Annotated in this window: 21 protein-coding genes and 1 pseudogene; 7 read left to right on the top strand and 15 right to left on the bottom strand. The window is 46.4% G+C overall.

Translation table 11 applies throughout. From position 1 onward, the window contains the following. Positions 1–29: 29 nt before the first annotated feature. From PGS38_RS06390 to rsmH, 4 genes are all read left to right on the top strand, one after another. A complete protein-coding gene (locus PGS38_RS06390; protein WP_117508930.1) occupies positions 30–668 on the top strand; it encodes a cytidylate kinase-like family protein in 639 nt (212 codons plus the stop codon). A 75-nt stretch (positions 669–743) separates the two neighbouring features. Next, complete coding sequence (gene dtd, locus PGS38_RS06395) at positions 744–1,184, top strand: D-aminoacyl-tRNA deacylase (RefSeq protein WP_022462865.1); 441 nt, start codon at positions 744–746, stop codon at positions 1,182–1,184. 166 nt (positions 1,185–1,350) lie between these two features. Next, complete coding sequence (locus PGS38_RS06400) at positions 1,351–2,298, top strand: RluA family pseudouridine synthase (RefSeq protein WP_118640612.1); 948 nt, start codon at positions 1,351–1,353, stop codon at positions 2,296–2,298. 29 nt (positions 2,299–2,327) lie between these two features. After that, on the top strand, positions 2,328–3,377 hold the full coding sequence (gene rsmH, locus PGS38_RS06405; protein WP_118640611.1) for a 16S rRNA (cytosine(1402)-N(4))-methyltransferase RsmH: 1,050 nt from the start codon (positions 2,328–2,330) through the stop codon (positions 3,375–3,377). Positions 3,378–3,474: 97 nt separating this feature from the next. On the opposite strand, the gene PGS38_RS06410 is transcribed toward rsmH, so the two are convergent. Both PGS38_RS06410 and lexA read right to left on the bottom strand, forming a co-directional pair. Then, positions 3,475–4,551 (bottom strand): tyrosine-type recombinase/integrase, encoded by a 1,077-nt coding sequence (locus PGS38_RS06410; protein ID WP_022462868.1) that lies wholly within the window; start codon positions 4,549–4,551, stop codon positions 3,475–3,477. Between the two features lie 206 nt (positions 4,552–4,757). Beyond that, positions 4,758–5,426: a transcriptional repressor LexA gene (gene lexA / locus PGS38_RS06415; RefSeq protein WP_055217843.1), complete on the bottom strand. Its 669-nt coding sequence runs from the start codon at positions 5,424–5,426 to the stop codon at positions 4,758–4,760. 253 nt (positions 5,427–5,679) lie between these two features. Here lexA and PGS38_RS06420 point away from each other — a divergent pair, with 253 nt between their 5' ends. Next, positions 5,680–6,054, top strand: a complete 375-nt coding sequence (locus PGS38_RS06420; protein ID WP_022462870.1) for a LysM peptidoglycan-binding domain-containing protein — start codon at positions 5,680–5,682, stop codon at positions 6,052–6,054. Between the two features lie 193 nt (positions 6,055–6,247). Here the strand turns inward: PGS38_RS06420 and PGS38_RS06425 are convergent, their stop codons facing one another. The 4 genes from PGS38_RS06425 to PGS38_RS06440 form a co-directional block, all read right to left on the bottom strand. Continuing rightward, positions 6,248–6,622 (bottom strand): ArsR/SmtB family transcription factor, encoded by a 375-nt coding sequence (locus tag PGS38_RS06425; protein ID WP_055217845.1) that lies wholly within the window; start codon positions 6,620–6,622, stop codon positions 6,248–6,250. A gap of 17 nt (positions 6,623–6,639) precedes the next feature. After that, positions 6,640–8,508 carry a heavy metal translocating P-type ATPase gene (locus PGS38_RS06430; protein ID WP_118640610.1) on the bottom strand — a complete coding sequence of 623 codons (1,869 nt, stop codon included), beginning with the start codon at positions 8,506–8,508 and terminating at the stop codon, positions 6,640–6,642. A gap of 186 nt (positions 8,509–8,694) precedes the next feature. Continuing rightward, the gene (locus tag PGS38_RS06435) at positions 8,695–8,913 is read right to left on the bottom strand and encodes a cation transporter (protein ID WP_055266075.1); all 219 of its coding nucleotides are present in this window, start codon (positions 8,911–8,913) and stop codon (positions 8,695–8,697) included. 195 nt (positions 8,914–9,108) lie between these two features. Continuing rightward, complete coding sequence (locus tag PGS38_RS06440; RefSeq protein ID WP_118640609.1) at positions 9,109–10,842, bottom strand: glycoside hydrolase family 5 protein; 1,734 nt, start codon at positions 10,840–10,842, stop codon at positions 9,109–9,111. A gap of 607 nt (positions 10,843–11,449) precedes the next feature. On the opposite strand from PGS38_RS06440, the gene PGS38_RS06445 reads away from it, so the two are divergent. Then, entirely contained in the window at positions 11,450–13,147 is a 1,698-nt protein-coding gene (locus tag PGS38_RS06445; RefSeq protein ID WP_022462875.1) for a carbon starvation CstA family protein, read from the top strand. A 168-nt stretch (positions 13,148–13,315) separates the two neighbouring features. Here the strand turns inward: PGS38_RS06445 and PGS38_RS06450 are convergent. The 8 genes and pseudogenes from PGS38_RS06450 to PGS38_RS06485 form a co-directional block, all read right to left on the bottom strand. Beyond that, positions 13,316–13,459: pseudogene (locus PGS38_RS06450) on the bottom strand (aldo/keto reductase); the annotation flags it as partial. Next, complete coding sequence (locus PGS38_RS06455) at positions 13,460–13,624, bottom strand: hypothetical protein (protein ID WP_022462877.1); 165 nt, start codon at positions 13,622–13,624, stop codon at positions 13,460–13,462. It lies immediately after the preceding pseudogene. A gap of 46 nt (positions 13,625–13,670) precedes the next feature. Continuing rightward, a complete protein-coding gene (locus PGS38_RS06460) occupies positions 13,671–14,165 on the bottom strand; it encodes an HD domain-containing protein (RefSeq protein WP_117508936.1) in 495 nt (164 codons plus the stop codon). 153 nt (positions 14,166–14,318) lie between these two features. Then, positions 14,319–15,194: a phosphoribosylaminoimidazolesuccinocarboxamide synthase gene (locus PGS38_RS06465; protein ID WP_118640608.1), complete on the bottom strand. Its 876-nt coding sequence runs from the start codon at positions 15,192–15,194 to the stop codon at positions 14,319–14,321. A 159-nt stretch (positions 15,195–15,353) separates the two neighbouring features. Beyond that, positions 15,354–15,947: a glycoside hydrolase family 1 protein gene (locus PGS38_RS06470; RefSeq protein WP_330416875.1), complete on the bottom strand. Its 594-nt coding sequence runs from the start codon at positions 15,945–15,947 to the stop codon at positions 15,354–15,356. Positions 15,948–15,974: 27 nt separating this feature from the next. Beyond that, positions 15,975–17,021 carry an SGNH/GDSL hydrolase family protein gene (locus tag PGS38_RS06475; protein ID WP_118594433.1) on the bottom strand — a complete coding sequence of 349 codons (1,047 nt, stop codon included), beginning with the start codon at positions 17,019–17,021 and terminating at the stop codon, positions 15,975–15,977. Positions 17,022–17,195: 174 nt separating this feature from the next. After that, entirely contained in the window at positions 17,196–17,609 is a 414-nt protein-coding gene (locus tag PGS38_RS06480) for an SGNH/GDSL hydrolase family protein (RefSeq protein ID WP_147342480.1), read from the bottom strand. 57 nt (positions 17,610–17,666) lie between these two features. Beyond that, complete coding sequence (locus PGS38_RS06485; RefSeq protein ID WP_158581784.1) at positions 17,667–20,774, bottom strand: glycoside hydrolase family 2 TIM barrel-domain containing protein; 3,108 nt, start codon at positions 20,772–20,774, stop codon at positions 17,667–17,669. 226 nt (positions 20,775–21,000) lie between these two features. Here PGS38_RS06485 and PGS38_RS06490 point away from each other — a divergent pair, with 226 nt between their 5' ends. Next, positions 21,001–21,870 (top strand): helix-turn-helix domain-containing protein, encoded by an 870-nt coding sequence (locus tag PGS38_RS06490; protein WP_158565898.1) that lies wholly within the window; start codon positions 21,001–21,003, stop codon positions 21,868–21,870. Here the strand turns inward: PGS38_RS06490 and PGS38_RS06495 are convergent. Next, positions 21,856–22,392 carry a nitroreductase family protein gene (locus PGS38_RS06495; RefSeq protein WP_117508939.1) on the bottom strand — a complete coding sequence of 179 codons (537 nt, stop codon included), beginning with the start codon at positions 22,390–22,392 and terminating at the stop codon, positions 21,856–21,858. The two genes, PGS38_RS06490 and PGS38_RS06495, sit on opposite strands and share 15 nt — an antisense overlap. Between the last annotated feature and the right edge of the window lie 4 nt (positions 22,393–22,396).

Raw genomic sequence — 22,396 nt, forward strand, 5'->3', positions numbered from 1 at the left:
TTGTGACGGAATGGAAAGGAGCGGATTATATGAAAACTATCATAACGATTGGACGTCAGTACGGAAGCGCCGGACATTCCATTGGTAAGATTTTAGCGGATGACCTGGGAATTAAGTACTATGACAAAGAGCTGCTGGAGAGAGCAGCAAAGGACAGCGGATTATGCCAGGAATTGTTCGAAAACCACGATGAAAAACCAACCAACAGCTTTTTATACTCTCTGGTTATGGACAGTTACTCCTTCGGCTATGGATCTACCATGATGGATATGCCGCTGAACCAGAAGGTATTTCTGGCACAGTTTGATGCCATCAAGAAGATTTCGCAGGACGGTCCGTGTGTCATCGTAGGCCGCTGTGCAGATTATGCACTGGAGGAAAATCCGAACGTGCTGAGCATCTTTATTAAAGCAGATATGCAGGATCGCATCCGCCGTATCGCAAAGCTGTATGATCTTTCCGATGCAAAAGCAAAAGACAAGATCACAAAGATCGACAAACAGCGTGCAAGCTACTACAATTACTACACCAGCAAACGCTGGGGCGAGGTAGACAGCTACGACCTGTGCCTGAACAGCAGTGTATTCGGTATCGATGGAACCGTAGATATGATCAAACAGGCAATTGAAGTTAAAGAAGCGGGAATCCGCAAGATTTTCAGCACCTGATCAAAACAGAACATAGGAGAAACGACCCTCCTCTTAAAAATAAGAGGAGGGTCATTTTATGAAAGGATTTTAAAGATGAGAATTGTTATACAACGTGTAAAAAGAGCAAGTGTTTCGGTGGAAGAGAAGGTTGTCGGATCGATTCAGAAAGGTTTTCTGGTTCTGATCGGTGTCGGCCAGGGGGACGATGAAGCAACAGCAGACAAGTATATGAAAAAACTGCTGGGACTGCGTATTTTTGAAGATGAAAATGGAAAGACGAACAAGTCCCTGGCAGATGTGGATGGACAGCTTCTGATGGTTTCACAATTTACCCTGTATGCCAACTGTAAAAAGGGAAACCGTCCAAGCTTCACGGAAGCAGGCGAGCCGCACAGAGCAGAAGAACTGTATGAATATATGGTCGCGAAAGCACGGGAACAGGTTCCTGTTGTCGAAACGGGAGTGTTCGGGGCTGAGATGGAAGTATCACTGGTGAATGATGGGCCGTTTACGGTGATCTTAGAGGATCTGTAAATAAAATTTTTTTGTTTGCCGAATCGGTAAAACAGAACGTGGTTTGCGAGATCTGTGAAACCTGTTTTTGTCTAGAGATAGTGTACCATCATCGTACTGAATTGTTTGTATTTATATAGTTTACATAAAATGATTATGTGAACTTGTGAAGAGGAGAAAATCTTTTATGCCGCAATTTGACTATCAGCAGCTGTGTCACTTTGTCCTTCCGGAACAGGGGGGACTGTCGGTGGAAACAATTCTAAAACGTTTTCTGCACCTGACACCACGTGAAATCCGCCATGCCAAATATATTCCGGATGGAATTCAGAAAAATGGTGTTTCCTGCCGCACAAATGCAGTCGTCCAGACTGGAGATACGATCACTTTTCGATATGAGCAGAAGTGTCCCCACCTTTCCGAAGATCAGGTTCTGCCGGTATCAGGTGATTCTGCCGGCGTACGGATTCTCTATGAGGACAGTGATCTCTGTGTCGCAGACAAGCCATCCGGTATGGTCTGCCACGCTTCCCACGGCCATTATTTCGATTCCCTGACACATGCTGTCGCATCCCTGTTAAAAACACCGACAGCGCCTTCTGAACTCCGCTGCATCGGCCGTCTTGACAAAGATACATCGGGTCTGGTACTATTTGCAAAGAATCAGCTGGCTGCTGCCAGACTGTCCCGGCAGCGGGAGAGCGGCGCGCTGAAAAAAGAATACCTGGCTCTGGTACACCATCCCTTTTCCGAAGAAACGCAAAAAGAAACCATTCGTCTTTCCATGGAGCAAATTCCAGGAGATGACCCTGATTCTTTCGATCCGTCTGGGAAACGTATCACTAAAATGCGTATCTGTAAAGAAGGGAACGGCCTGTGGGCTATTACACACTACGAGGCTGTCCTTCAGGATCCTTTCTGGGCCGTCGTGTGCTGCCGTCTGGAAACCGGCCGCACGCATCAGATCCGCCTTCACATGGCATCTATTGGACATCCACTTTTCGGAGATCCGCTCTACGGAGTCCGCGACGGCGGTACCCGTGCCGCGCTCCATGCCTGGAAACTGCACTTTCTGCAGCCGATGACAGGAGAACCAATTGATCTGGAAAATATTCGAACGCACATGTTCGATTAAATATATTTGAAGTATAAGGAGAACATTTTATGGAAGAACAGAAAGAACACAAACGCCGCGTCCGCTACAAAGGCACACATCCGCGGAATTACAATGAGAAATACAAAGAACTGAATCCGGAGAAATATCAGGGGACCATTGAGCATGTGATCCAAAAGGGAAGCACACCGGCCGGCATGCATATCCCGATTCTCGTAGATGAAATCCTCGATTTTCTCAAGATCGAGCCGGGACAGAACGGACTTGATGCAACACTCGGATACGGCGGCCACAGCTCCCGTATGCTTGCATGCCTGCAGGGAAAAGGGCATCTCTGTGCGCTGGATGTCGATCCGATCGAGATGGCAAAAACAAAAGAACGACTGGCCGCGCAGGGGTACGGCTCTGAGATTTTAACGATTCTTCATCAGAATTTTGCCAATATTGATCAGGTTGCTGCCGAATACGGCCCCTTTGACTTCATTCTGGCGGATCTTGGTGTTTCCTCCATGCAGATTGATAATCCGGAGCGCGGCTTTTCCTACAAATATGATGGACCGCTGGATCTTCGCCTGAATCCGGAGGCAGGAATTTCTGCGGCCGAGCGTCTGCGCACGGTTGCACGCGATGAACTGGAAGGCATGCTCATTGAAAACGCCGATGAACCGTATGCAGAAGAAATTTCCCAGGCTGTTACGCGGGCACTTCGGAAAGGAAAGAAAATTGACACTACGTTTACACTGCGTGATCTGATCGCTGAAGCACTGGATTTTCTTCCGAAAGACGAGAAAAAAGAAGCCATCAAAAAATCCTGCGCCCGCACCTTCCAGGCACTGCGGATCGATGTAAACAACGAATATGAGGTTCTGGAAGCATTCATGGAAAAACTCCCGGATGCTCTTGCTCCGGGCGGCAGAGCGGCAATTCTGACGTTCCATTCCGGCGAAGACCGGCTTGTGAAAAAGTCCATGAAGGGACTGTATCAGATCGGTATTTATTCCGAATATTCAAAAGAAGTCATTCGTCCTTCCAAAGAAGAATGCATCCGCAACAGCCGTGCAAGTTCAACGAAAATGCGCTGGGCAATTAAGGCGGAGTAACTAAAAAAAGCAGGAGAGAAGTCGTCTCCATAAAAAAGAGGAATCAACGAATGGGATATAATCCCTGTTGATTCCTCTTTTGGTTTCTGATATGTTTTTATTCCTCATGCTCCGGCATGGACTCCCGCAGCCGTACCGCTGTGGCAGCCTGACGGCGCCTTGCATCGTCCATGGCAGCATAATGCTTCTTCGTCGTATTGACATCCTTATGGCCGAGAACATCCGCAACAAGATAAATATCGCCTGTTTCCTGATACAGCGTCGTACCGTACGTACTACGCAGTTTATGCGGCGTAATTTTCTTCGTTGTCGTCACCTGGGACGCATATTTCTTCACCAGATTTTCCACCGTCTTGACGTTGATCCGTTTTCTCTGCGCCGAATAGAAGAGTGCGTGTTCGTGTCCTGCCACAGGCGTAATACCTGCGCGGACTTCGATATACTTTTTCAGTGCCTCGGCAACTTCATCTCCAAAGTAGACAAACATTTCATTTCCACCTTTTCGAAGCACTTTGATGCCATTGTTTTTAAAATCGACATCCTCAATATCTAACCCGACACATTCCGACACACGGATTCCCGTGCCAAGCAGAAGAGTAATGATTGCAAAATCACGTTCCTTTGTTTTTTCATAGTAGGCCCGCTGATGATTGCTCAGCCCGTCGCCGCAGGATTCAATAAAATCGAGAAGCTCCGCAACCTCATTTGGCTCCAGACGGATAATTTCTTTTTCATGGAGCTTCGGCATATCGATAAGCAGCGTAGGATTTGTCTCAATCAGTTCCTTTTTGAAATAATAGGAATAGAACGTCCGAAGTGCCGACAATTTTCGTTTCAGGCCTTTTTCCCCGTTGGTGGTATAAGATTCCTGGGAACCGATATAAGCCTTTAAATATTCTGTGTATTCCTCAAGATCAAGTGCAGTGACCTGGTCAAGCACATCAACGGACATCTGATCCATGGGAATTTTGGCAAGTTCCGGATTTTCTTTCTGCAGATACTGAAAAAAGATCCGAAGGTCATATGCATATTTGATTCGTGTGCTGGTCGATGTCGTTGTGCTGATGCCGCGGAAAAATTCGGAAGTAAAAGAGGGAAGCGTCTTCAGAACCTCGCGGAGCTTCAGTGTATTTTCCATATCGGTTTGTTCGTGATACGTAATTTTTGATTTCATAACTGCAAATGAGCCTTTCTAAACAGAAAAACCGGGAAAATGAAAGAAGTATTTCTTCTATATAACTATTCGGGAAACGCAGGTTTTTCGAATAGTTGAAGAGTTACTTTCAGAAATCACCGGTTTTTCTTCTGAAACCGCCGAATTTTACAGGCCGATTTCTTGTTCGTTTTTTCACAACATTTTTTATTTTCTTCTTTTATTTTTCAGGATAAAAATCTTAATACTCCGATTACCTTTCCTACGATCTGCAGATCATTCACAAGGATCGGATCCATCTCATCGTTTTCCGGCTGCAGGCGGAAATAACCGTCTTCCTTGTAGAATGTTTTTACTGTAGCGGAATCATTGACCAGAGCGACAATTTTTTCTCCATTTTCCGCAGTTGCCTGTTGTTCCACAAGAACAAGGTCACCGTCTAAAATACCTGCATTTACCATGCTTTCGCCCTGTACCTTTAAAAGGAACGTTTCTGCGTTTGGCAGACGGTCTACCGGCATCGGAAAATATCCTTCAATATTCTCTACCGCAAGAATCGGTTCTCCGGCAGCTACTTTGCCGATCAGCGGAATCTGTGCAACCTCACTCTGGGATGCGGTGTCTTCCGATGCAATTCCCTGGATTGCACCAAGGCGGCCGGTATGGAATCCTTCATCGCAGATTTCAATGGCTCTCGGTTTTGTTGCATCTCGTTTGATATAGCCTTTCCGCTCCAGTGTTTCCAGATGTGCATGTACCGAGGATGTAGAACGAAGGGAAACCGCTTCGCAGATCTCACGCACAGACGGCGGGAATCCTCTCTGCAAAATTTCCTGTTTTAAATATTCGAGAATCTGTCTCTGTTTCTCTGTCAGTTTATTTTTGTCTCCAGCCATCGTATGTTCCTCCTGTCGTTTCGTTTTTTATATGAATTAGGGTAGTCCCCTCTTTCTATACGATATTTGCTTAAAATATACCAAATAAATTTTACCATAAATCCAACCGGAACGCAAACAAAAGTTTCGAAAATTTGTTCGTATTTCGTATTGACAAACATACGTTCTTTTATTATAATGAACATATATTCGAAAGAACAAATGTTCACGTAGCACAACTACTCTTCTATCACAAATCAAGGGGGAATTTTACATGAGTACCAATGCAAAGAAAAGAAAATCACTGAGAGAAAGACGAAAAATCCAGAGAAGAAAACTGCAGATCCGCGCAGCCGCCGCTCTCCTGTCTCTGGTTGCCGTCACATTTCTTTTAATCTTCCACTTCACGCCGCAGAATACGCAGGCAGACAGTGAGCCGAAAGCTCCAACCTACAAATACTACACCAGTATCCGCGTTTCTTCCGGCGATACACTGTGGGATATCGCCAAAGAATACCGTACAGAAGAATACTCCGATATTTCCAGTTACATTGCTGAGGTCCGTGAGATCAATCACCTGAGTTCCAACCAGATCACGGACGGTATGTATCTCTGCATTCCGTATTACTCCGAGGAGTATAAATCATGAAATTCAAGAAATAATTTACATAATTCGGTTATGTAAACAAAGCAAAAAAACAGCTTCCAAAATGCACGGAACCTTCTAAAACAGCATGTTCGGGAAGCATGGTTTACCAAATAAAGAATGAATGTGAAAAGCAGAAACGTCCCGCAAATGAAATTTCTCATCTGCGGGACGTTTCTGCTATCTTATGCTTTTTTTAATCCTCTTCAATATGCTCCTGTCCCTGTGCGATGATTGTCCGTACATGACCATCTGCAAGAGAGTAGAACACCGATTTTCCTTCTCGTCTGCTCTTTACCAGCTTATTCTGCTTCAGAATGCGAAGCTGGTGGGAAATTGCGGACTGTGTCATGTGCAGTGCTTCTGCCAGGTCGCAGACGCATACCTCTGCCTCAAACAGGACAAACAGGATCTGGATCCGCGTGGAATCACCAAATACCTTGAAAAGCTCTGCCAGATCGTAAAGCTCTGTTTCATCCGGCATGGTCTCATTGACAATCTTTACCAGATTTTCATGAACCTCACAGGAGTCACAGCACAGATCAGCTTCTTCCGGATTGATTTTTGCCATTTTGTGTCCTCGTCTTTCTATAAATTTTTCACAAACAGAGCACGAATTGCATTCAGAACCGCCAGAATCATAACTCCGACATCTGCGAAAATTGCCATCCACATGTTAGCGATACCGATGGCTCCCAGAAGCAGGAACAATACTTTGATACCAATTGCAAAATAAATATTCTCATAAACAATGTGAATACATTTTCTGGAAATGTGAATTGCTTTGGAAATCTTGAGCGGATCGTCGTCCATCAGAACGATATCAGCTGCTTCAATTGCTGCGTCGGAACCAAGTGCTCCCATCGCAATACCGATATCGGCACGGGACAGTACCGGTGCATCGTTGATGCCGTCACCTACGAAGGCAAGTTTTTCTTTTTCTGTCTTTGCAGCAAGCAGCTCTTCCACTTTACTTACTTTGTCACCAGGAAGCAGTTCGCTGTAAACTTCATCAATTCCAAGATCTGCAGCTACCTGATCGGCTATCCGCCTGGAGTCTCCGGTCAGCATAATCGTCTTTTTAATACCGGATTTCCGCAGCGCCTGAATCGCCTCTTTCGCATGCGGTTTGATCATATCACAGATCAGGATATGTCCGGCATACTTGCCGTCTACAGCAACATGGACGATGGTGCCGACGCTGTGGCAGTCGATATAATCAACGCCAAGGCGCTCCATCAGTTTTGCATTTCCGGCAGCGACATTTTTACCGTCTACCTTTGCTGTTACACCGTTTCCGCTGATCTCTTCGATGTCCGTGACACGGCTTCGGTCGATCAGTTTTCCATATGCTCTCTGCAGACTCTTGCTGATCGGATGGCTCGAAGCACACTCAGCAAGTGCTGCGTATTCCAGAACATCTTCCTGACTGATCGTATTGTGGTGAATACCGGCTACTTCAAAGACACCCTGTGTCATGGTACCGGTTTTATCGAATACAACGTATTTGGTCTGGGAAAGTGTTTCCAGATAGTTGGAACCTTTCACCAGGACACCTTCATGGCTTGCGCCGCCGATACCGGCGAAGAAGCTGAGCGGAATACTGATGACCAGTGCACAAGGGCAGCTGATAACCAGGAAGGTCAGCGCACGGTAAATCCATACGCTCCACTCAGGAGCGGCACTTAAAAACAGCATCCGTACCAGCGGCGGCAGGATTGCCAGCGCCAGCGCACCGTAGCAGACGGCCGGTGTATAGTATTTCGCAAATTTGGAAATAAAGTTCTCGGATCTTGATTTCTTGGAGCTGGAGTTTTCCACAAGGTCCAGAATTTTGGATACGGTGGACTCTCCAAACTCTTTCGTTGTTTTTACTTTAATCAGACCGGACATATTGATACATCCGCTGATGACTTCGTCTCCATCCCGGGCGTCACGCGGAACACTCTCTCCGGTCAGGGCACTGGTATTCAGTGTGGTGTTTCCTTCTTCGATCACACCATCGATCGGAATCTTTTCACCAGGCTGTACAACGATGATTGTGCCAACCTCAACTTCATCCGGATCAACCTGCTCGAGTTTTCCGTCTACCTCGATATTTGCATAATCCGGGCGGATATCCATCAGTTCGCTGATGTTCCGGCGGCTCTTTCCGACAGCATAGCTCTGGAACAGTTCGCCGATCTGGTAAAACAGCATAACGGCTACGCCCTCCGGATACTCGCCAAGCAGAATGGCACCGACCGTTGCAACAGCCATCAGAAAGTTTTCATCAAATACCTGTTTGTTCAGGATTCCCTTCCAGGCCTTTTTCAGGATATCGTATCCGATGACCAGATAAGGAACCATAAAGGTTGCAAATCGCACATAGCCGGTTGTCGGCAGTACCGCGCAGAGAATCAGAAGAACCGATGCAACGATGACGCGGATGAGAACCTTTTTCTGTTTCTTATTCATACATATGCCTCCTTTGTTCTTACCGCCGGATGAAAAAATCCAGCATTTCATCCCAGAGATTTACAGATCCAAATCCGCTGCTCCAGAGAGAAAATACTGGATTTTTCTCGAGCTGAACCGCAGACAGGTTTTAGAATCTATTCTGCTCCAGCTTTTTCTTCCATCCGCCGATGAAAGTTTTTTATTTTAGAGGAAGATCTCGCAGTCATCCTCAACTTTTTTGCAGTTTTTCAGAACATCCTGCATAACGCTCTTTGGATCCTGTCCGTCTTCGAACTCAACGATCATTTTGAGCATCATAAAGTTTACGGTAGCATCCTTTACACCTGCTGTGTTTTTTGCAGCCTCTTCCATTTTGTTTGCACAGTTTGCGCAGTCAACATCGATCTTATACGTTTTCTTCATCGCTTTTGATCTCCTTTTTCATTTTCACTGTTCATATGAACATTTATTCATATGTTTGTTTTTATTATAGCACCAGTGATGCAATTGTCAATGGAAAACTGAAAAAAATCAAAAAAATCTGCCCGTCGGATTTTTTTGATTCCTGTGGGCAGATAGATCTGTTATTTATTCCTCATAAAGAAACGTTATGTTCTGCTATTTTTCACTTTTCCGAATCACAATCTGTCCGAACCGTGCACATCCGTCCAGAACCTCTATTTTCAGAATGCCTTCTCCTGTAACGGTACCGAGTGTGAACCGTTCGAGTGTGTTCGGTGCTGTTTCATATGCAAAATATGGATGAACATCCGAAGTTACTTTCTCACCGGCAGGAGGCATTACCCCTTCAAAAAGAGTCTCTCCCTGAATAGCTGCCTGTACCTTCACCTCTTTGTCTGCACAGTAAGTTACAGAAACGGTATAGGTTTCTTTTTCACGGATTGTATAGGAAGCATACTCTCCTGCTCCCAGCTGAAGCTGTACATGATCTCTCGGATGTTTGATCGGACCCGGTGCGGCAAACCCGGCCGGTTCAGGATGATATCCTTTTTCATAAATCAATTCAAACCGGTCATACAGACGATATCCTGCAGCATTCGGAAGATCACTAAGACCACGGTGTGAATCCATCGGCAGCGCGTTGTAGCCGATCGCCGGGATCTCAAAATTGCCCTCTCGAAGCAGATAAGGATGATACTGCGTATTTTCTTTGCATTTATCGACCGCCAGGCATTCCAGGTAGCTGTCCCAGATGGCCTGCGCATGCTCGTAGGACGGTTTTGCAGCTCCATTAATTGCATAATCGGTAATCAGATGCCATTCATCCGGAACATTAAAGTTCAGAATCGAAGCACATCCTGCTCCCTCTACCGTTTTCCAGCACCACAGATTATAACCGGCGTGGTACTCGGCAAGAATCTCATACATCGTTGTCTGCCATGCGTGCTCATTTCTTCCTCCTGTCTCGCCCATCCACAGGCAGATCTTCTGTTCCCGGCAGGTACGGAGAACGCTGGCAAGAGAAGCTACCTCCGGAACAACCATCTCATACGCATGAAGACTGATGCCCCAGTTGTGGTATTCCGGGTCAAACTCATGATCAAAGAAATATGTAAGAGAGGAAAACTGTGTACCATTCAGCAAAAATAAGTGTTTCTGGTCGATCTTTCTGCAGCGGCGGATCATTTCCTCGTAAAAATAGACCAGCTTCGGTGTCAGCTCCTCGCGGCGCGGCGTCATGGAGATCGGCTCGTTGATACAGTCATATGCGCCGATGATCCAGCGGTCTTTGTATCTTCTCATAAACTCTTCCATCAGAAGAAACATCCGCTCCATCGATTCTTCATCGTCATACAGATGCTGTCCATTGTCCACGCCGTCATCACACGGAATTCCGGACTGGCCTGCCGTTGCCGCATGGAAATCTACGACAGCATAAACCTGATACGTCTCACACCAGTCGAGAACATCATTCAGCATGGCAAAGGAATCTTCATTATACGTAATCCCCGGCTCCTCATACAGAAAGCTTCCTGCGCGGATCGGCAGACGCACGGAATTGTAACCGCGTCTGGAGAGAAGTGCAATATCCTCCTCCGTCAGATACAGCCGTCTCCAGCGTTTCCAGAACTCCTCCGCATATTTCGTTCCGCAGGTCTCCCGTAGAATCTGGTCCATACTTCTTCCACGGTCCATGCGTCCCATCGGCGCATATTTTCCAGGCTCGAACAGTCCAAAGCCGCTCTGGGTGCCGAGCATAAATCCTTCCAGATTATCCCAGTTTCCCATGCCCCAGCCGCGGAGAATCACCTCTTCTCCGAAATCATTCACAATAATACCGTCCTGATTGTGCAAAAATCCCCTTACACGTTCTTTGTCATAATACCCCATACAAAAATACCACCTTTCCGCAGAAGCCTTCTGGTTCTGCGCTTTTTCTTCTATTATAAAAATTCTGGTTTTCTGTGTCAAGAAATAGATTTTTACTTTTTTCAGGGAAAAAACATGATATTTTTTTTAAAATTGCTTGACAAACCGAAAAATGAGACTATAATGCAAAGTGTTCAAAAGAAAAAAGGGATCAGAAAAAAGCAATGAGCAGGACAACATTTTTCGGGTGAGCCTTTGCAGAGAACCATCGGCTGGTGCGAGATGGCAGGTATCCCAAAGAACAATCCCCTGTGAGCTGTACAGACGAAACCAGAAATGGAAAGTAGTCCGGACCGGCCTCTCACCGTTAGCAGAGAAGAGATTCACCGGAAAGTGTATCAAATGGTTTCGGGGATCTTGTCTGAGTGATCGACCAAAAGAAACAGCCGATAATTAGAAGTGGTAACGCGGAGCGTTTTTTGAAAGCTTCGTCTTCTTGCATAAGTCAGGGAGACGAAGCTTTTTTTGTTTCCAAGCATACCCACACAATTTCCTTTTCCCTTTTCTTTTTCCATTTGAAATCCATGTAAACTGGAAATATCATTTTTGAACGAGGAGGAATTTTATTATGAACACGTTGGTTATTGTACTGATCGCCGCCGTATGTCTGATAGCAGGTTATACCTTCTACGGAAGCTGGCTGGCAAAGAAATGGGGCATCGATCCCAAAGCAAAAACACCTGCCGTTGCAAAAAATGACGGTCAGGATTACGTCCCTACCGATGGATGGACCGTATTCGCCCATCAGTTTTCTTCAATCGCAGGTGCAGGCCCTGTCACCGGTGCCATTCAGGCCGCTGTCTTTGGATGGGTTCCCGTCCTTTTATGGATCCTGATCGGCGGTATCTTCTTTGGTGCTGTTACCGATTTCGGTGCGCTGTATGCGAGTGTCAAAAACGAAGGAAAATCCATGGGACTTCTCATTGAGAAATACATCGGCAAAACAGGAAAAAAACTGTTTCTTCTCTTCTGCTGGCTCTTTACACTGATCGTTATCGCCGCCTTTGCAGATATGGTTGCCGGAACATTTAATGCTTACGAAACGGTTGACGGCGTCACAAAGCTTTCTGCCCAGGCAACTGTAAACGGCGCTGCCGGAAGCATCTCCCTGCTGTTTATCGCTTTTGCTGTTGTCTTCGGACTGCTCCAGAAAAAACTGCAGTGGAAAGGCTGGAAAGAAATGGTACTCGGCCTTGCATGCACCGTTGCAGCTTTTGCAATCGGCATGAATGTACCGCTTGTAACAAGTAAAGCAACCTGGACTTATCTGGTATTTGCCTACATCTTTCTTGCCGCTGTCCTTCCGATGTGGCTTCTGATGCAGCCGCGTGACTTTATGACAACCTTTATGTTTGCCGGCATGATCCTTGGCGCTGTTGTCGGACTTGTTGTTGCACACCCGAAAATGAATCTTCCAATGTACACCGGTTTCCACAATGCGGCATCCGGAGATCTGTTCCCGATCCTGTTTGTCACCGTTGCCTGTGGTGCTGTTTCCGGATTCCACAGCCTGGTATCGTCTGGAACCTCTTCGAAAACCATTGCGAATGAAAAAGATATGCAGAAAGTCGGATACGGAGCTATGGTTCTGGAGAGCCTGCTTGCCGTCCTCGCCCTCTGCGTTGCCGGTGCTGCTGCTTCTGCAGACGGTACGGCTGCTGTCGGAACGCCATTTGCGATCTTTTCTTCCGGTGTTGCCGGATTTCTGGAAATGTTCGGCATCCCGGTATACGGAGCACAGTGCTTCATGACGATGTGTGTATCGGCGCTGGCACTTACCAGTCTTGACTCCGTTGCACGAATCGGCCGTATGTCCTTCCAGGAACTGTTCACTGTCGATGATATGGAACATGCTGCCGGATGGAGAAAGCTGCTCTGCAATAAATATTTCTCTACCATTGTTACTCTGCTCTGCGGCTACATCCTGACCCAGATCGGATATGCCAATATCTGGCCGCTGTTCGGAAGTGCAAACCAGATGCTGAGTGCACTCGTTCTGATCACGCTCTGTGTCTTCCTGAAAGTCACCGGCCGTGAAAACAGAACCCTGTTCCCGCCGCTTATCATCATGCTCTGTGTCACCTTTACCGCACTGGTAGAGCGTGTCATTGCACTTGTAAAAGCGTATGGAGCAGGAACCGCTGTCTTCCTCGTTGAGGGACTGCAGCTCATCATCGCCATTCTGCTGATGGTTCTTGGTGTCATCATTGTCATCAGCTGTGGAAAAGAACTGTTCCGGAAGAAAGCGGGACAGGAAACGAAATAATATAGATGTTTCTTCAAAGAGCTTCCTAACGTAAAACGCCGTCAGACTACAACAAGTCTGACGGCGTTTTACATGCCATAGTTTTTTACGAAACAATTGCCGCCTTGGTCGCACCGATAATCGGGGAGCTGACTCCCTTCGCCCATTGCCATGCCAGTGCGGTCATACATTCAGGGCTTCCATTGTTTCCTCAATCGGAGTTTCGTAGTCAAAACGGTGAATGATATACAGATCCAGATAATCTGTTCCCAGCCGTTTCAGTGTACCGTCAATCTCTCTGTGAATGGCTTCTGCCGACAGATTGCCAAAATTTTACTCCGTATAATACTGTGCCTGCGCATTCCAAAGCTCATAGTATTTGCCGTTTGTATCCACAAATCCCCTGTTCCATAAGGTAGCATCCAGATACTTCGGGATCTCCCGGTTGACCGCCATAAAGGTTAAATGCCCCCGGCTGTCCTGCTGTAAAAGTGACATCCTCCACCACCTGTAGAGGTGGTGGAGGATGTCACACTTCATGACCTTATTCCTTCTCCGGAAACATACTCTTCAACAGATGCGTTCCCGCTTCCGTCCGAAATACTTTTCTGCAGAAATTTTCAATCGCCTGTTTTGAATATTCGCTCTCGCCGGCATTGACCAGAAAATCGGCTTCCAGCAGGATCTGGTAATCCATTCCCTCTACATTTGTATAGGTATGATGATGCGTAACCAGCCATGTGATGCGTTCGACATCCAGTTCTCCTGCCGGTACATCTTTGAAAAATTCTGCAACGAGCGGCGCACTTTCCTCTTCCTGATGCTTTCCGCTGGTATTTCCGTATTTTTCCCGACACAGCGGGCAGGCAATATCATGGACAACAGCTGCCATCTCCAGCGTTTCCTGTGTTTTTGGATCCAGTCCTTCCGCCTCGCCGATGTTCTTTGCAAAGGCCCATACCTTCAGAAAATGATAAATATCATGAATATTTCCCTTATAAAAATCTGTCATTTTTTCAATTGCAGCAGCAATTTTCATATCGTGTTTCCTCCTTCGCATCCTGTCTTTCTTCCCATTATATCACATGTTTCACGCATTTGAGTATCAGATTATCATCTGATCTTATCACAAAATATGCAAAAACAGGAGGCAGAACCTGCCTCCTGTAGCTTTTTAACACTATGATGTTCTTTATGCCAGCGATTTTCCTGTCAGCATCTCATATGCCTGAAGATATTTCTCGATCGTCTTGTCTACGATTTCCTGCGGCAGAGTCCAGTCGTGGTTTCCATCGTTGGCTTTGAGCCAGTCGCGCGCGAACTGTTTGTCAAAAGATGGCTGACCATGGCCTGGTTCATAACCATCTGCAGGCCAGAAGCGGGAGCTGTCCGGAGTCAGCATCTCGTCGCCGATTACGATATTTCCGTTTTCATCAAGACCAAACTCAAATTTTGTGTCTGCAATGATAATGCCTTTGCTTAAAGCATAATCGGCACATTTTTTATACAGAGCGATGGTGTAGTCGCGAAGCTTCTCTGCATACTCGGCTCCTTTTCCCGGGAAGTATTTTTCCAGATGGGCGATGCTCTGCTCATAAGAGATATTTTCGTCATGATCTCCGATTTCAGCCTTTGTGGACGGAGTGTAGATTGGCTCAGGAAGCTTGTCAGATTCTTTTAATCCTTCCGGAAGCTCGATGCCACATACTTTTCCTGTTTTCTGATAGCTTGCCCAGCCGCTTCCGGTAATGTAGCCGCGGACAATGCACTCGATAGGAAGCATTTCCAGCTTACGGCACATCATGCTGTTTCCGTCAAATTTCTCCTGCTGGAAAAATTCCGGCATGTCTTTTACGTCTACAGAGATCATATGATTCGGAAGGATGTCTTCTGTCAGATCGAACCAGAATTTGGACATCTGGGTCAGAACGGTACCTTTTTTTGTTACCACATTGTTCAGAATGACATCAAAACAGCTAATACGGTCGGTTGCTACCATGATCAGGCTGTCGCCGTTATCATAAATCTCGCGTACCTTACCCTCTTTGATTGGCTTTAATTCTTTCATCATGAATACCTCTTCTTTTCGTATAGGATAGTGAACGGAATTACACCCGATCCGGTGAAATTCCTTTGACACCTTTACCCTACACCACTCCTTATAAATTGTCAAGTATTTATTATTAACGCTACTAAATAAACCCCAAAAGGGATCTTTTATTTCCATTTATAATTCTGCTCCGTTTGTTTCTATCACGTGTTTATACCAGAATGCGGAATCTTTCATAATTCTCTCCTGATTTCTGTAGTCCACATATACGAGTCCAAATCGATCTGAGTAACCTTTGGCCCATTCAAAATTATCCATCAAAGACCACTGGAAATATCCTCTGATATCCGCTTCCTCTGCTGCTTTTCTCAGTTCTCGCAAATATCTTGCAAGAAAATCAATTCTGTTTGGATCATGCACTTTTCCATCTAATGAGATCACATCATGGCAGGATAATCCGTTCTCTGTGATGTAAATTGGCTTATGATATCTTTCATATAAAAACTTCGGTCCCCACTGCAGACATTCCGGTGTTACCGGCCATTGGATCGCAGTTTTAGGAAATCCTTCATATCGGCAAACCTCCTGTGGCTTTCCGTCTTCCCCCATACGGACGCATCTTCCATTATAAATATTCTGTCCATAGATATCGATCGGTTCTGAGATCAGACGCATATCTTCTTCTGTGATTTTCGGAAGATATTTTTCATAACGCACCAATCCCTCATCCGGATAATGTCCTAATAAAACCGGATCAGACCACCAGGATATCTTCCTCTTATTACTCTACTATTCTAATTATTTCCATTCCTCGATTCCCAGATTCTCTATATAATCAGCAAGTTCTCTCGCCATCTCATAGGTTTCTGGAATTCTGAGATGTCCTGGAGTCGCTGCTCCGTTTCTTTTAAAGATACAATGGGAAATCTTACGGTCTCCCATAGAAACCACTACATCGTCAATTGCTTTGTCCCAAGAACTGTCATGCTCAAGCAATGTCGTACAGCAGATGACCGATGCCTTCGGATATACCTGACGCAGTTTTTTTAAAAATTCTGTATAGTGTTCTCTCCAAAGAATTGCTTTCTCACACATATAGTCTTCTGACATGTAATCAAACGGATGATTATCATTCTGGCCAATTGCCACGACAACAACCTGCGGTGTATACTGATTAAAATCCCATTCTGTCAGTTCACCAAATGTTTTATTGAAGCGGATTTTATTCCAGGCACTTTCCATTCCAATCTGATCCGGCTCATGGAACCAGCCTTGTCCATCCAGCAATGCAATTCCGCCCTGTGCGATATCATGGATCTGTGCATTCAGCATACGTGCTGTCATCCATGCATAGGAATACCAGCTGTTAGAATAACCTCCCTGATGTTCAGGGTCCGTCTTTCCTGTATAATCCACTGCTTCTGTCACTTCTCCTGCTGATACAGAATCTCCGTAAACTTCAATTTTTCTTGTCTGTGCATCCGGAAGTTCCAATAATTTTGCTCCGTCTTCAATTTCAAATCCAAGGATGTGCATCTCATGGCAGGAATCCTGACGTTTAAAGAAAAGAACATGATGTTCTCCGTTTTCATTCTCAGGAACACGAATCTCTATTTCATTCTCTTTCTCGTTATCCAGATAATAACACGACTGCACTCCATCTAAAATACATCCAAGATAATTCTGCCAGTATTCATTTTTGTTTCTCAGGAAAATTTTCAAATATTTTCCTGTAAATTTAAATTCCACAGATGTACATGGATAAACCCAGATTGGTTCTTTTGGATTCGCCCAGTCAATCCTTCCGCTATAACGTATTTTTTTATTATCAGGATTAATTCTCATCTTATCTCCTCCATATTTTACAGTAAACTTGCTGCACCGATCATTCCAGCTTCATTTCCAAGTGCTGCTGTCTCAATCTCCAGAAACCTCTCCTTCAAAAATCTTATGCAATAATTAATGACATCAGATAAAATGGAGTTGTATCCGTTACCTCTTCCGGAAGAATTGTTATATCTACCGTATGAATTTTCTTTTCTCCACTGCACTGCAGGAAGCAGTCACCTCAAAATGAATAGAATCCCCGGCTTTTTTCCCGATCCATCCATTTTTAAAATGATCAAGATGTCCTGTTTTCTCTTCCATATCTGCATGAAATCCGCAAAGTTTTGGTGAAATTTCACGGATTGTCAGGCGTTTTGCATTCTCGTATGCATTCTCCGTCATTGCCTTCGGAAAAACAGGTTCTTTTTCCTCAACTTCTAATTCTGCTTTCACGCTTTCAAGGAATTTTTCAATTTCTTCTGCAACAAGTTTGTGTCCTTTATCATTTGGATGAAGTCCATCTGGTGTAAGTTCTTCCCTTATATATTCACCAGCCTTCATTCGCTGATAAATCGTATCTCTTGCTTCAACCTTTGCAGCATTCACGAGAAATCTGTAATTTGTTCCGTAAGAATCCAATAGGCAGTTGGCCGATTTTTTCTTTTATGCGAAATGGAAACGGAACGTATAGCTGTATCTTCCCTTGCATACACGATATTCCGGGTGAATATTTTTCGTCCAGCCGGTATCTCCGCCAAGGCCTGCGTGTGCTGCATCCAGGATCAGCCAGGTTCCTGTCGTATGCTCCGGAAGTTCTTCCTCATATGCGGCTTTTCGATATTCTGCCATAGAATATGGAAGCGCACTGAAATGGAAATCATCACTGCCTACAATCTGAACAGTATGTGTTCCATCTGAAAGAACGGCAAATCGCGTATCCTCATGGCCACCGCATTCGCAAGGTACTACAAACGGAACGTGCTGTTCTGCTACAGAAGATGTGTAAAATCCGGTAAAAGCTGCGTCCTTTCGGTCTGCATACGTCTCCCAGGGTCCTTTTCCATACCAGCTGAGCGTATCAAACGCTGCAGGAAGGCAGAACGACTGTCCGACTCTTGCGATGGTCTCAAGGCCGCTGTTGTTTGTTACTTCGTTTTTCAGCTCCATTCCCTCACTGCCGATGCGATACAGAGTATGAGCGGTAAAGAGTACTGCGTTGTCCGGCTCCGCGGTATAGGAAGCCTGCACTTCAAGAAGCACCTGATTTCCGGCACTGACAGCCGATACTGACTGTACTTTCTTTTTCAGACGATCCAGACCTTCCGCGCGCCAGATATCATCGTAATCACTTTCATGGGTTCCCTCATCAATACCGGTTGGGGCACGATAAAATTCATCTTTTCCGCCGGTCATAAAAGAAACGCTCTTTGCCTGATATCTGGTAAATTCACCTGTCTTTTTATCAAAGATAATTTCGGTCTCTTCGCCGGTGATGCGAACATGATTTTCATCCTCCGCTACGGTCAGTGGTTTCTCCACAATCGTTTTCTCGTCTGCCAGATAAACACCTGTAGTAACCGGAATCTGACGGCGGTATAGTTCTGTTCCCGCCGGTGCATAGAAGGTATCTTGGGCAAGCTCAACGTAATAATTTACATACGCCTCGCCATGCAGTTTCGCCGGAAGCTCCGGAAGCGGAAGCGTCTCTGTTGTTCCGGCTGCCGTGTAAAATGCCGGATAGCTGCCTTTTGCAAGCGTTTCGCCGTTCTGCACAATTTCATAGCGCACCTGCAGATGAGAAAGATCGAGGGTATGGTAGCGGTTTGCCAGCACCCATATAGTTTCGCCGGTATATGGATTTTTCACCTGCTCAATCGTAACCGGGGACTGGCCGTTTCTCACCTCATAGGCGCCCGGTTTATAGGAAAGATCGGCAAAGACAACACCATTCAGACACATATCCGGAACCGGATCGGTCACATCCTCTCCGAACGCTCCGCCGTAGCCGTATTTGATATTTCCGTCCTCCTCGTGGATCGCAATCGCCTTGTCCGCGAAATCCCAGATAAAGCCGCCCTGGAAACGCGGGTATTTATTGACATAGTCCCAAAACTCCTTGAAATTTCCGTTGCTGTTACTCTTTGCATAAGCGTATTCACACATAATGAACGGGCGGAGATCGGAATCGTCTGCCATCACATCCTCAAGCCAGCTCATCGTCGGATACATTGGGCAGATAACGTCGGAAATATTACTCTTTGGGTTGCCGGACTCATACTGAACGTATCTTGTCTTGTCGTATTCGCGGATCCAGCCGTGCATCGCGGCATGATTCGCCCCGGCACCGGATTCATTTCCAAGGGACCACAAGACGATGGAAGGATGGTTTTTATCACGCAGTACCATACGGGTTGCACGCTCCAGATAAGCGGCTGTCCACTCAGCGGATGCACTGAGCTGTCCGCCGTAACCGTGCGTCTCAAGATTTGTCTCATCGACAAGGTAAATGCCAAGCTCGTCACACAGATCATACCATTTCACCGCGTTCGGATAATGGCTGGTGCGGACGGCGTTGAAATTGAGACGTTTCATTACAGCAATTTCTTTTCGCATCTGCTCCTCAGAAACGGTACGTCCCGTCTCGGCGCAAAAATCGTGGCGGTCTACGCCGCGGATCACAAGGCGCTTGCCGTTCAGGGTCAGAACGCCGCGGCCGTTGATCTCCACCTGGCGGAAGCCGACCTTGCAGCTCTCGATATCAACCGTCTCATTCTCTTTGTTCTGCAGCTCGACAACGAGGGTGTAAAGTGTCGGAGTCTCTGCAGTCCAGAGTGCCGGGTTCTCTACCGGAGCAGTAACGGTTGCGATAAATTTCGGCATCAGATAGAAGCCGCACTCAGCAAACGGTCTCGAAGCCATCTCGGTTACTTTGTTCTGTTCTGCATCATACAGCGTCACTTTGGCATGATACTCGCCGTACAACGGTTTGGAGTTGTCCGGCCAGATCGTGACAGAGAGAGTAGCTTTCGTGTAATCCGGGTGTGTGAACAGTGTCTCTGCCTTATAGTCCAGGATGTGCTGCACCGGTTTCGATACGAGGCGGACATCGCGGTAGATACCGGACAGATGCCAGTAATCCTGATCTTCCAGGTAAGTACCGTCACAGTAGCGCATCACCTGTACGGCGAGGGTGTTCGTTCCCTCCTGCACATATTCGGTGATGTCAAATTCCGCGTTCACTTTGCTGTCCTGGGAATACCCCACCTGTTTTCCGTTGACCCAGAGATAGAAGCAGGACTCCACACCGCCGAAATCGATGAGAAGCTGTCTGCCAATATAGTCTGTTGGAACCTCGAAGGTTCTGAAATAGCAGCCAGTCAGATTTTTCTCCGGCACATACGGCGCATTCAGCTCGTAGGTGCCTTCGATAATCTCGATCTCAAATGCTTCGCCATTTGCCTCCCGTTTGAACGGATACAGCATATTGGTGTAAACCGGCTTTCCATATCCCTGCAATTCCCAGTTGGACGGCACCGGAATCGTATCCCATGCTGCGTGATCGAAATTCTCTTCATAAAATGCTTCCACCGCTTCCGGTGACGGATACATTTTGAATTTCCAGTCTCCGTTCAGATCCATTACAAAGCGGGACGCGTTCCGATTTCCGGCGAGCGCCTGCTCTACCGTCTCATACGCACCATACGGCGTATGCATCGGATAACGATTTTTCTGCGTTATATACTGATTTTCCCAGTCTCTTGTCTGTCTCATGTTCTTGAAACCCTCCTTGCCTTTGCTTTCGCATTTTCCGACTGCCTCTCTTCTTTTTATCCAGATTGGTGTTCCTTTTTTGCTTTCCTGTGATATAATACATCTGTGGATTTTCAGAAGATTCATGCAGTTATCTTATGATTCAGTATAAAACACTGCACGTGGATGAGAAATAGTTGATCTGGTGTTTCTTTTATCCAAAATGGGAAAGCAAAGGAGAAGTCGTATGATACCGGAATATCTGCTTGCAAAAATAGAAAAGAGCGATGTTATCTATCGCTGTATTGGAAATGAAATGAAGAACGGGATTCTGGCATGCGGTTTTATGCGGAAAGAGACGGCGGACCGCTCGCAGTATCATTTTTCGAACGAGTATTACAGCTGTTTCGTGCTGCTGCGCGGGAGCGGGGAATATATTGCCGAGGACGGCACCTCCTATCCGCTGCAGGCGGGAAGTATGGTCCAGCGTCTACCGGGTGTGCCGCATTCCACACGCGTAGACCCCGATGGGAAATGGCTGGAATTTTTTATCTCGATTGGGAAACCGTTTTTTGATTCTTTCTGCTCGCTTTCGGTTCTGAACCGGGAGCCGGTGTTAAAGGCAGAGCTGCTTCCCGGCGATCTCGAGCGGTATCAGAAGCTTCTGCAGTCGTTAAAGGCCACACCGGACAGTCTGCTGCCTTTGCGGATTCCGGAGATGGAAAAAGAGATTCTGCGAATGTACGGCTACCATGCGCACCGGGTGAATCTGCAGCGGGATCCGATCGAGGCCGCCTGCGATATGCTCTCGCAGAATCTTGATGAAGAAATTTCTCTCGAAGAGCTTGCCCGGTCACTCCAGATCGGTTATGAGACGTTTCGAAAAGTATTTAAAAAACAGACCGGCGTCTCTCCTGCACGGTACCGCACCAGGAAGAAAATGGAGCAGGCCCGTATTCTTCTCGAGGGCGGCGTACCGATGAAGGAAATTGCCGGTCTTGTCGGATATGGCGATGTCTATGCGTTCAGCAAGCAGTTTTCCCGGTTCTTTGGATTCCCGCCTGGAAAGTACCGCGCACGTCTTCACACGGATGCGCCGGATTTAGAACAGTTTTAAGATATCGTCCACGGTTTTACGTTTCGGCTTGTCCGGGTTGATGGCACGGTAGCCGACAGCAATGACAGCACCAAGGAGCTCATTCTCCGGAATGGAGAGGGCTTCACGGATAGCTTTCTCATCACGGATTCCCATAATCAGAGTATCAAGGCCGAGTTCTCTTGCGCGCAGGATCAGGTTTTCGTCATGCAGGCCAAGATCGTAATAGCCCCAGCCGTTTCCGACTTCATTGTCCGGTGTTCCGTCCTGCGTGAAGCCGGAGCGGTCTTTTACGAATGCTGTTACGACAAGTGCGGCTCCCTTTGAACTCTTCTGATTGAATTCTGGAAGGCATTTTGCGGAAAATTCTTCGACTTTCTCCGGTGTTACAAGGGCATAGTACCGTGTTGTCTGTGAGTTTTTCCAGGATGGTGCCTGAATCGCTGCCTGTACGATCTCCTGGATCTGCTCTGCGGTTACGTGTTTCTCCGGATCAAACGCGCGGATGCTTCTTCTTTCTTCCAGCAGTTTTGTAAATTCCATGGTG

This window comes from Fusicatenibacter saccharivorans, from assembly GCF_027667425.1.
GTDB lineage: Bacteria > Bacillota > Clostridia > Lachnospirales > Lachnospiraceae > Fusicatenibacter > Fusicatenibacter saccharivorans.

What these genes read in the sequence shown, in the direction of transcription:
- PGS38_RS06425 (WP_055217845.1), bottom strand. Translation starts at nt 6,622, where the DNA reads ATGGCAAAAATCAATCCGGAAGAAGCTGATCTGTGCTGTGACTCCTGT.
- PGS38_RS06460 (WP_117508936.1), bottom strand. Translation starts at nt 14,165, where the DNA reads ATGAAAATTGCTGCTGCAATTGAAAAAATGACAGATTTTTATAAGGGA.
- PGS38_RS06400 (WP_118640612.1), top strand. Translation starts at nt 1,351, where the DNA reads ATGCCGCAATTTGACTATCAGCAGCTGTGTCACTTTGTCCTTCCGGAA.
- PGS38_RS06475 (WP_118594433.1), bottom strand. Translation starts at nt 17,021, where the DNA reads ATGAGAATTAATCCTGATAATAAAAAAATACGTTATAGCGGAAGGATT.
- PGS38_RS06485 (WP_158581784.1), bottom strand. Translation starts at nt 20,774, where the DNA reads ATGAGACAGACAAGAGACTGGGAAAATCAGTATATAACGCAGAAAAAT.
- PGS38_RS06440 (WP_118640609.1), bottom strand. Translation starts at nt 10,842, where the DNA reads ATGGGGTATTATGACAAAGAACGTGTAAGGGGATTTTTGCACAATCAG.
- PGS38_RS06445 (WP_022462875.1), top strand. Translation starts at nt 11,450, where the DNA reads ATGAACACGTTGGTTATTGTACTGATCGCCGCCGTATGTCTGATAGCA.
- PGS38_RS06410 (WP_022462868.1), bottom strand. Translation starts at nt 4,551, where the DNA reads ATGAAATCAAAAATTACGTATCACGAACAAACCGATATGGAAAATACA.
- PGS38_RS06435 (WP_055266075.1), bottom strand. Translation starts at nt 8,913, where the DNA reads ATGAAGAAAACGTATAAGATCGATGTTGACTGCGCAAACTGTGCAAAC.
- PGS38_RS06420 (WP_022462870.1), top strand. Translation starts at nt 5,680, where the DNA reads ATGAGTACCAATGCAAAGAAAAGAAAATCACTGAGAGAAAGACGAAAA.
- dtd (WP_022462865.1), top strand. Translation starts at nt 744, where the DNA reads ATGAGAATTGTTATACAACGTGTAAAAAGAGCAAGTGTTTCGGTGGAA.
- PGS38_RS06495 (WP_117508939.1), bottom strand. Translation starts at nt 22,392, where the DNA reads ATGGAATTTACAAAACTGCTGGAAGAAAGAAGAAGCATCCGCGCGTTT.
- PGS38_RS06455 (WP_022462877.1), bottom strand. Translation starts at nt 13,624, where the DNA reads ATGTCACTTTTACAGCAGGACAGCCGGGGGCATTTAACCTTTATGGCG.
- rsmH (WP_118640611.1), top strand. Translation starts at nt 2,328, where the DNA reads ATGGAAGAACAGAAAGAACACAAACGCCGCGTCCGCTACAAAGGCACA.
- PGS38_RS06465 (WP_118640608.1), bottom strand. Translation starts at nt 15,194, where the DNA reads ATGAAAGAATTAAAGCCAATCAAAGAGGGTAAGGTACGCGAGATTTAT.
- lexA (WP_055217843.1), bottom strand. Translation starts at nt 5,426, where the DNA reads ATGGCTGGAGACAAAAATAAACTGACAGAGAAACAGAGACAGATTCTC.
- PGS38_RS06430 (WP_118640610.1), bottom strand. Translation starts at nt 8,508, where the DNA reads ATGAATAAGAAACAGAAAAAGGTTCTCATCCGCGTCATCGTTGCATCG.
- PGS38_RS06390 (WP_117508930.1), top strand. Translation starts at nt 30, where the DNA reads ATGAAAACTATCATAACGATTGGACGTCAGTACGGAAGCGCCGGACAT.
- PGS38_RS06490 (WP_158565898.1), top strand. Translation starts at nt 21,001, where the DNA reads ATGATACCGGAATATCTGCTTGCAAAAATAGAAAAGAGCGATGTTATC.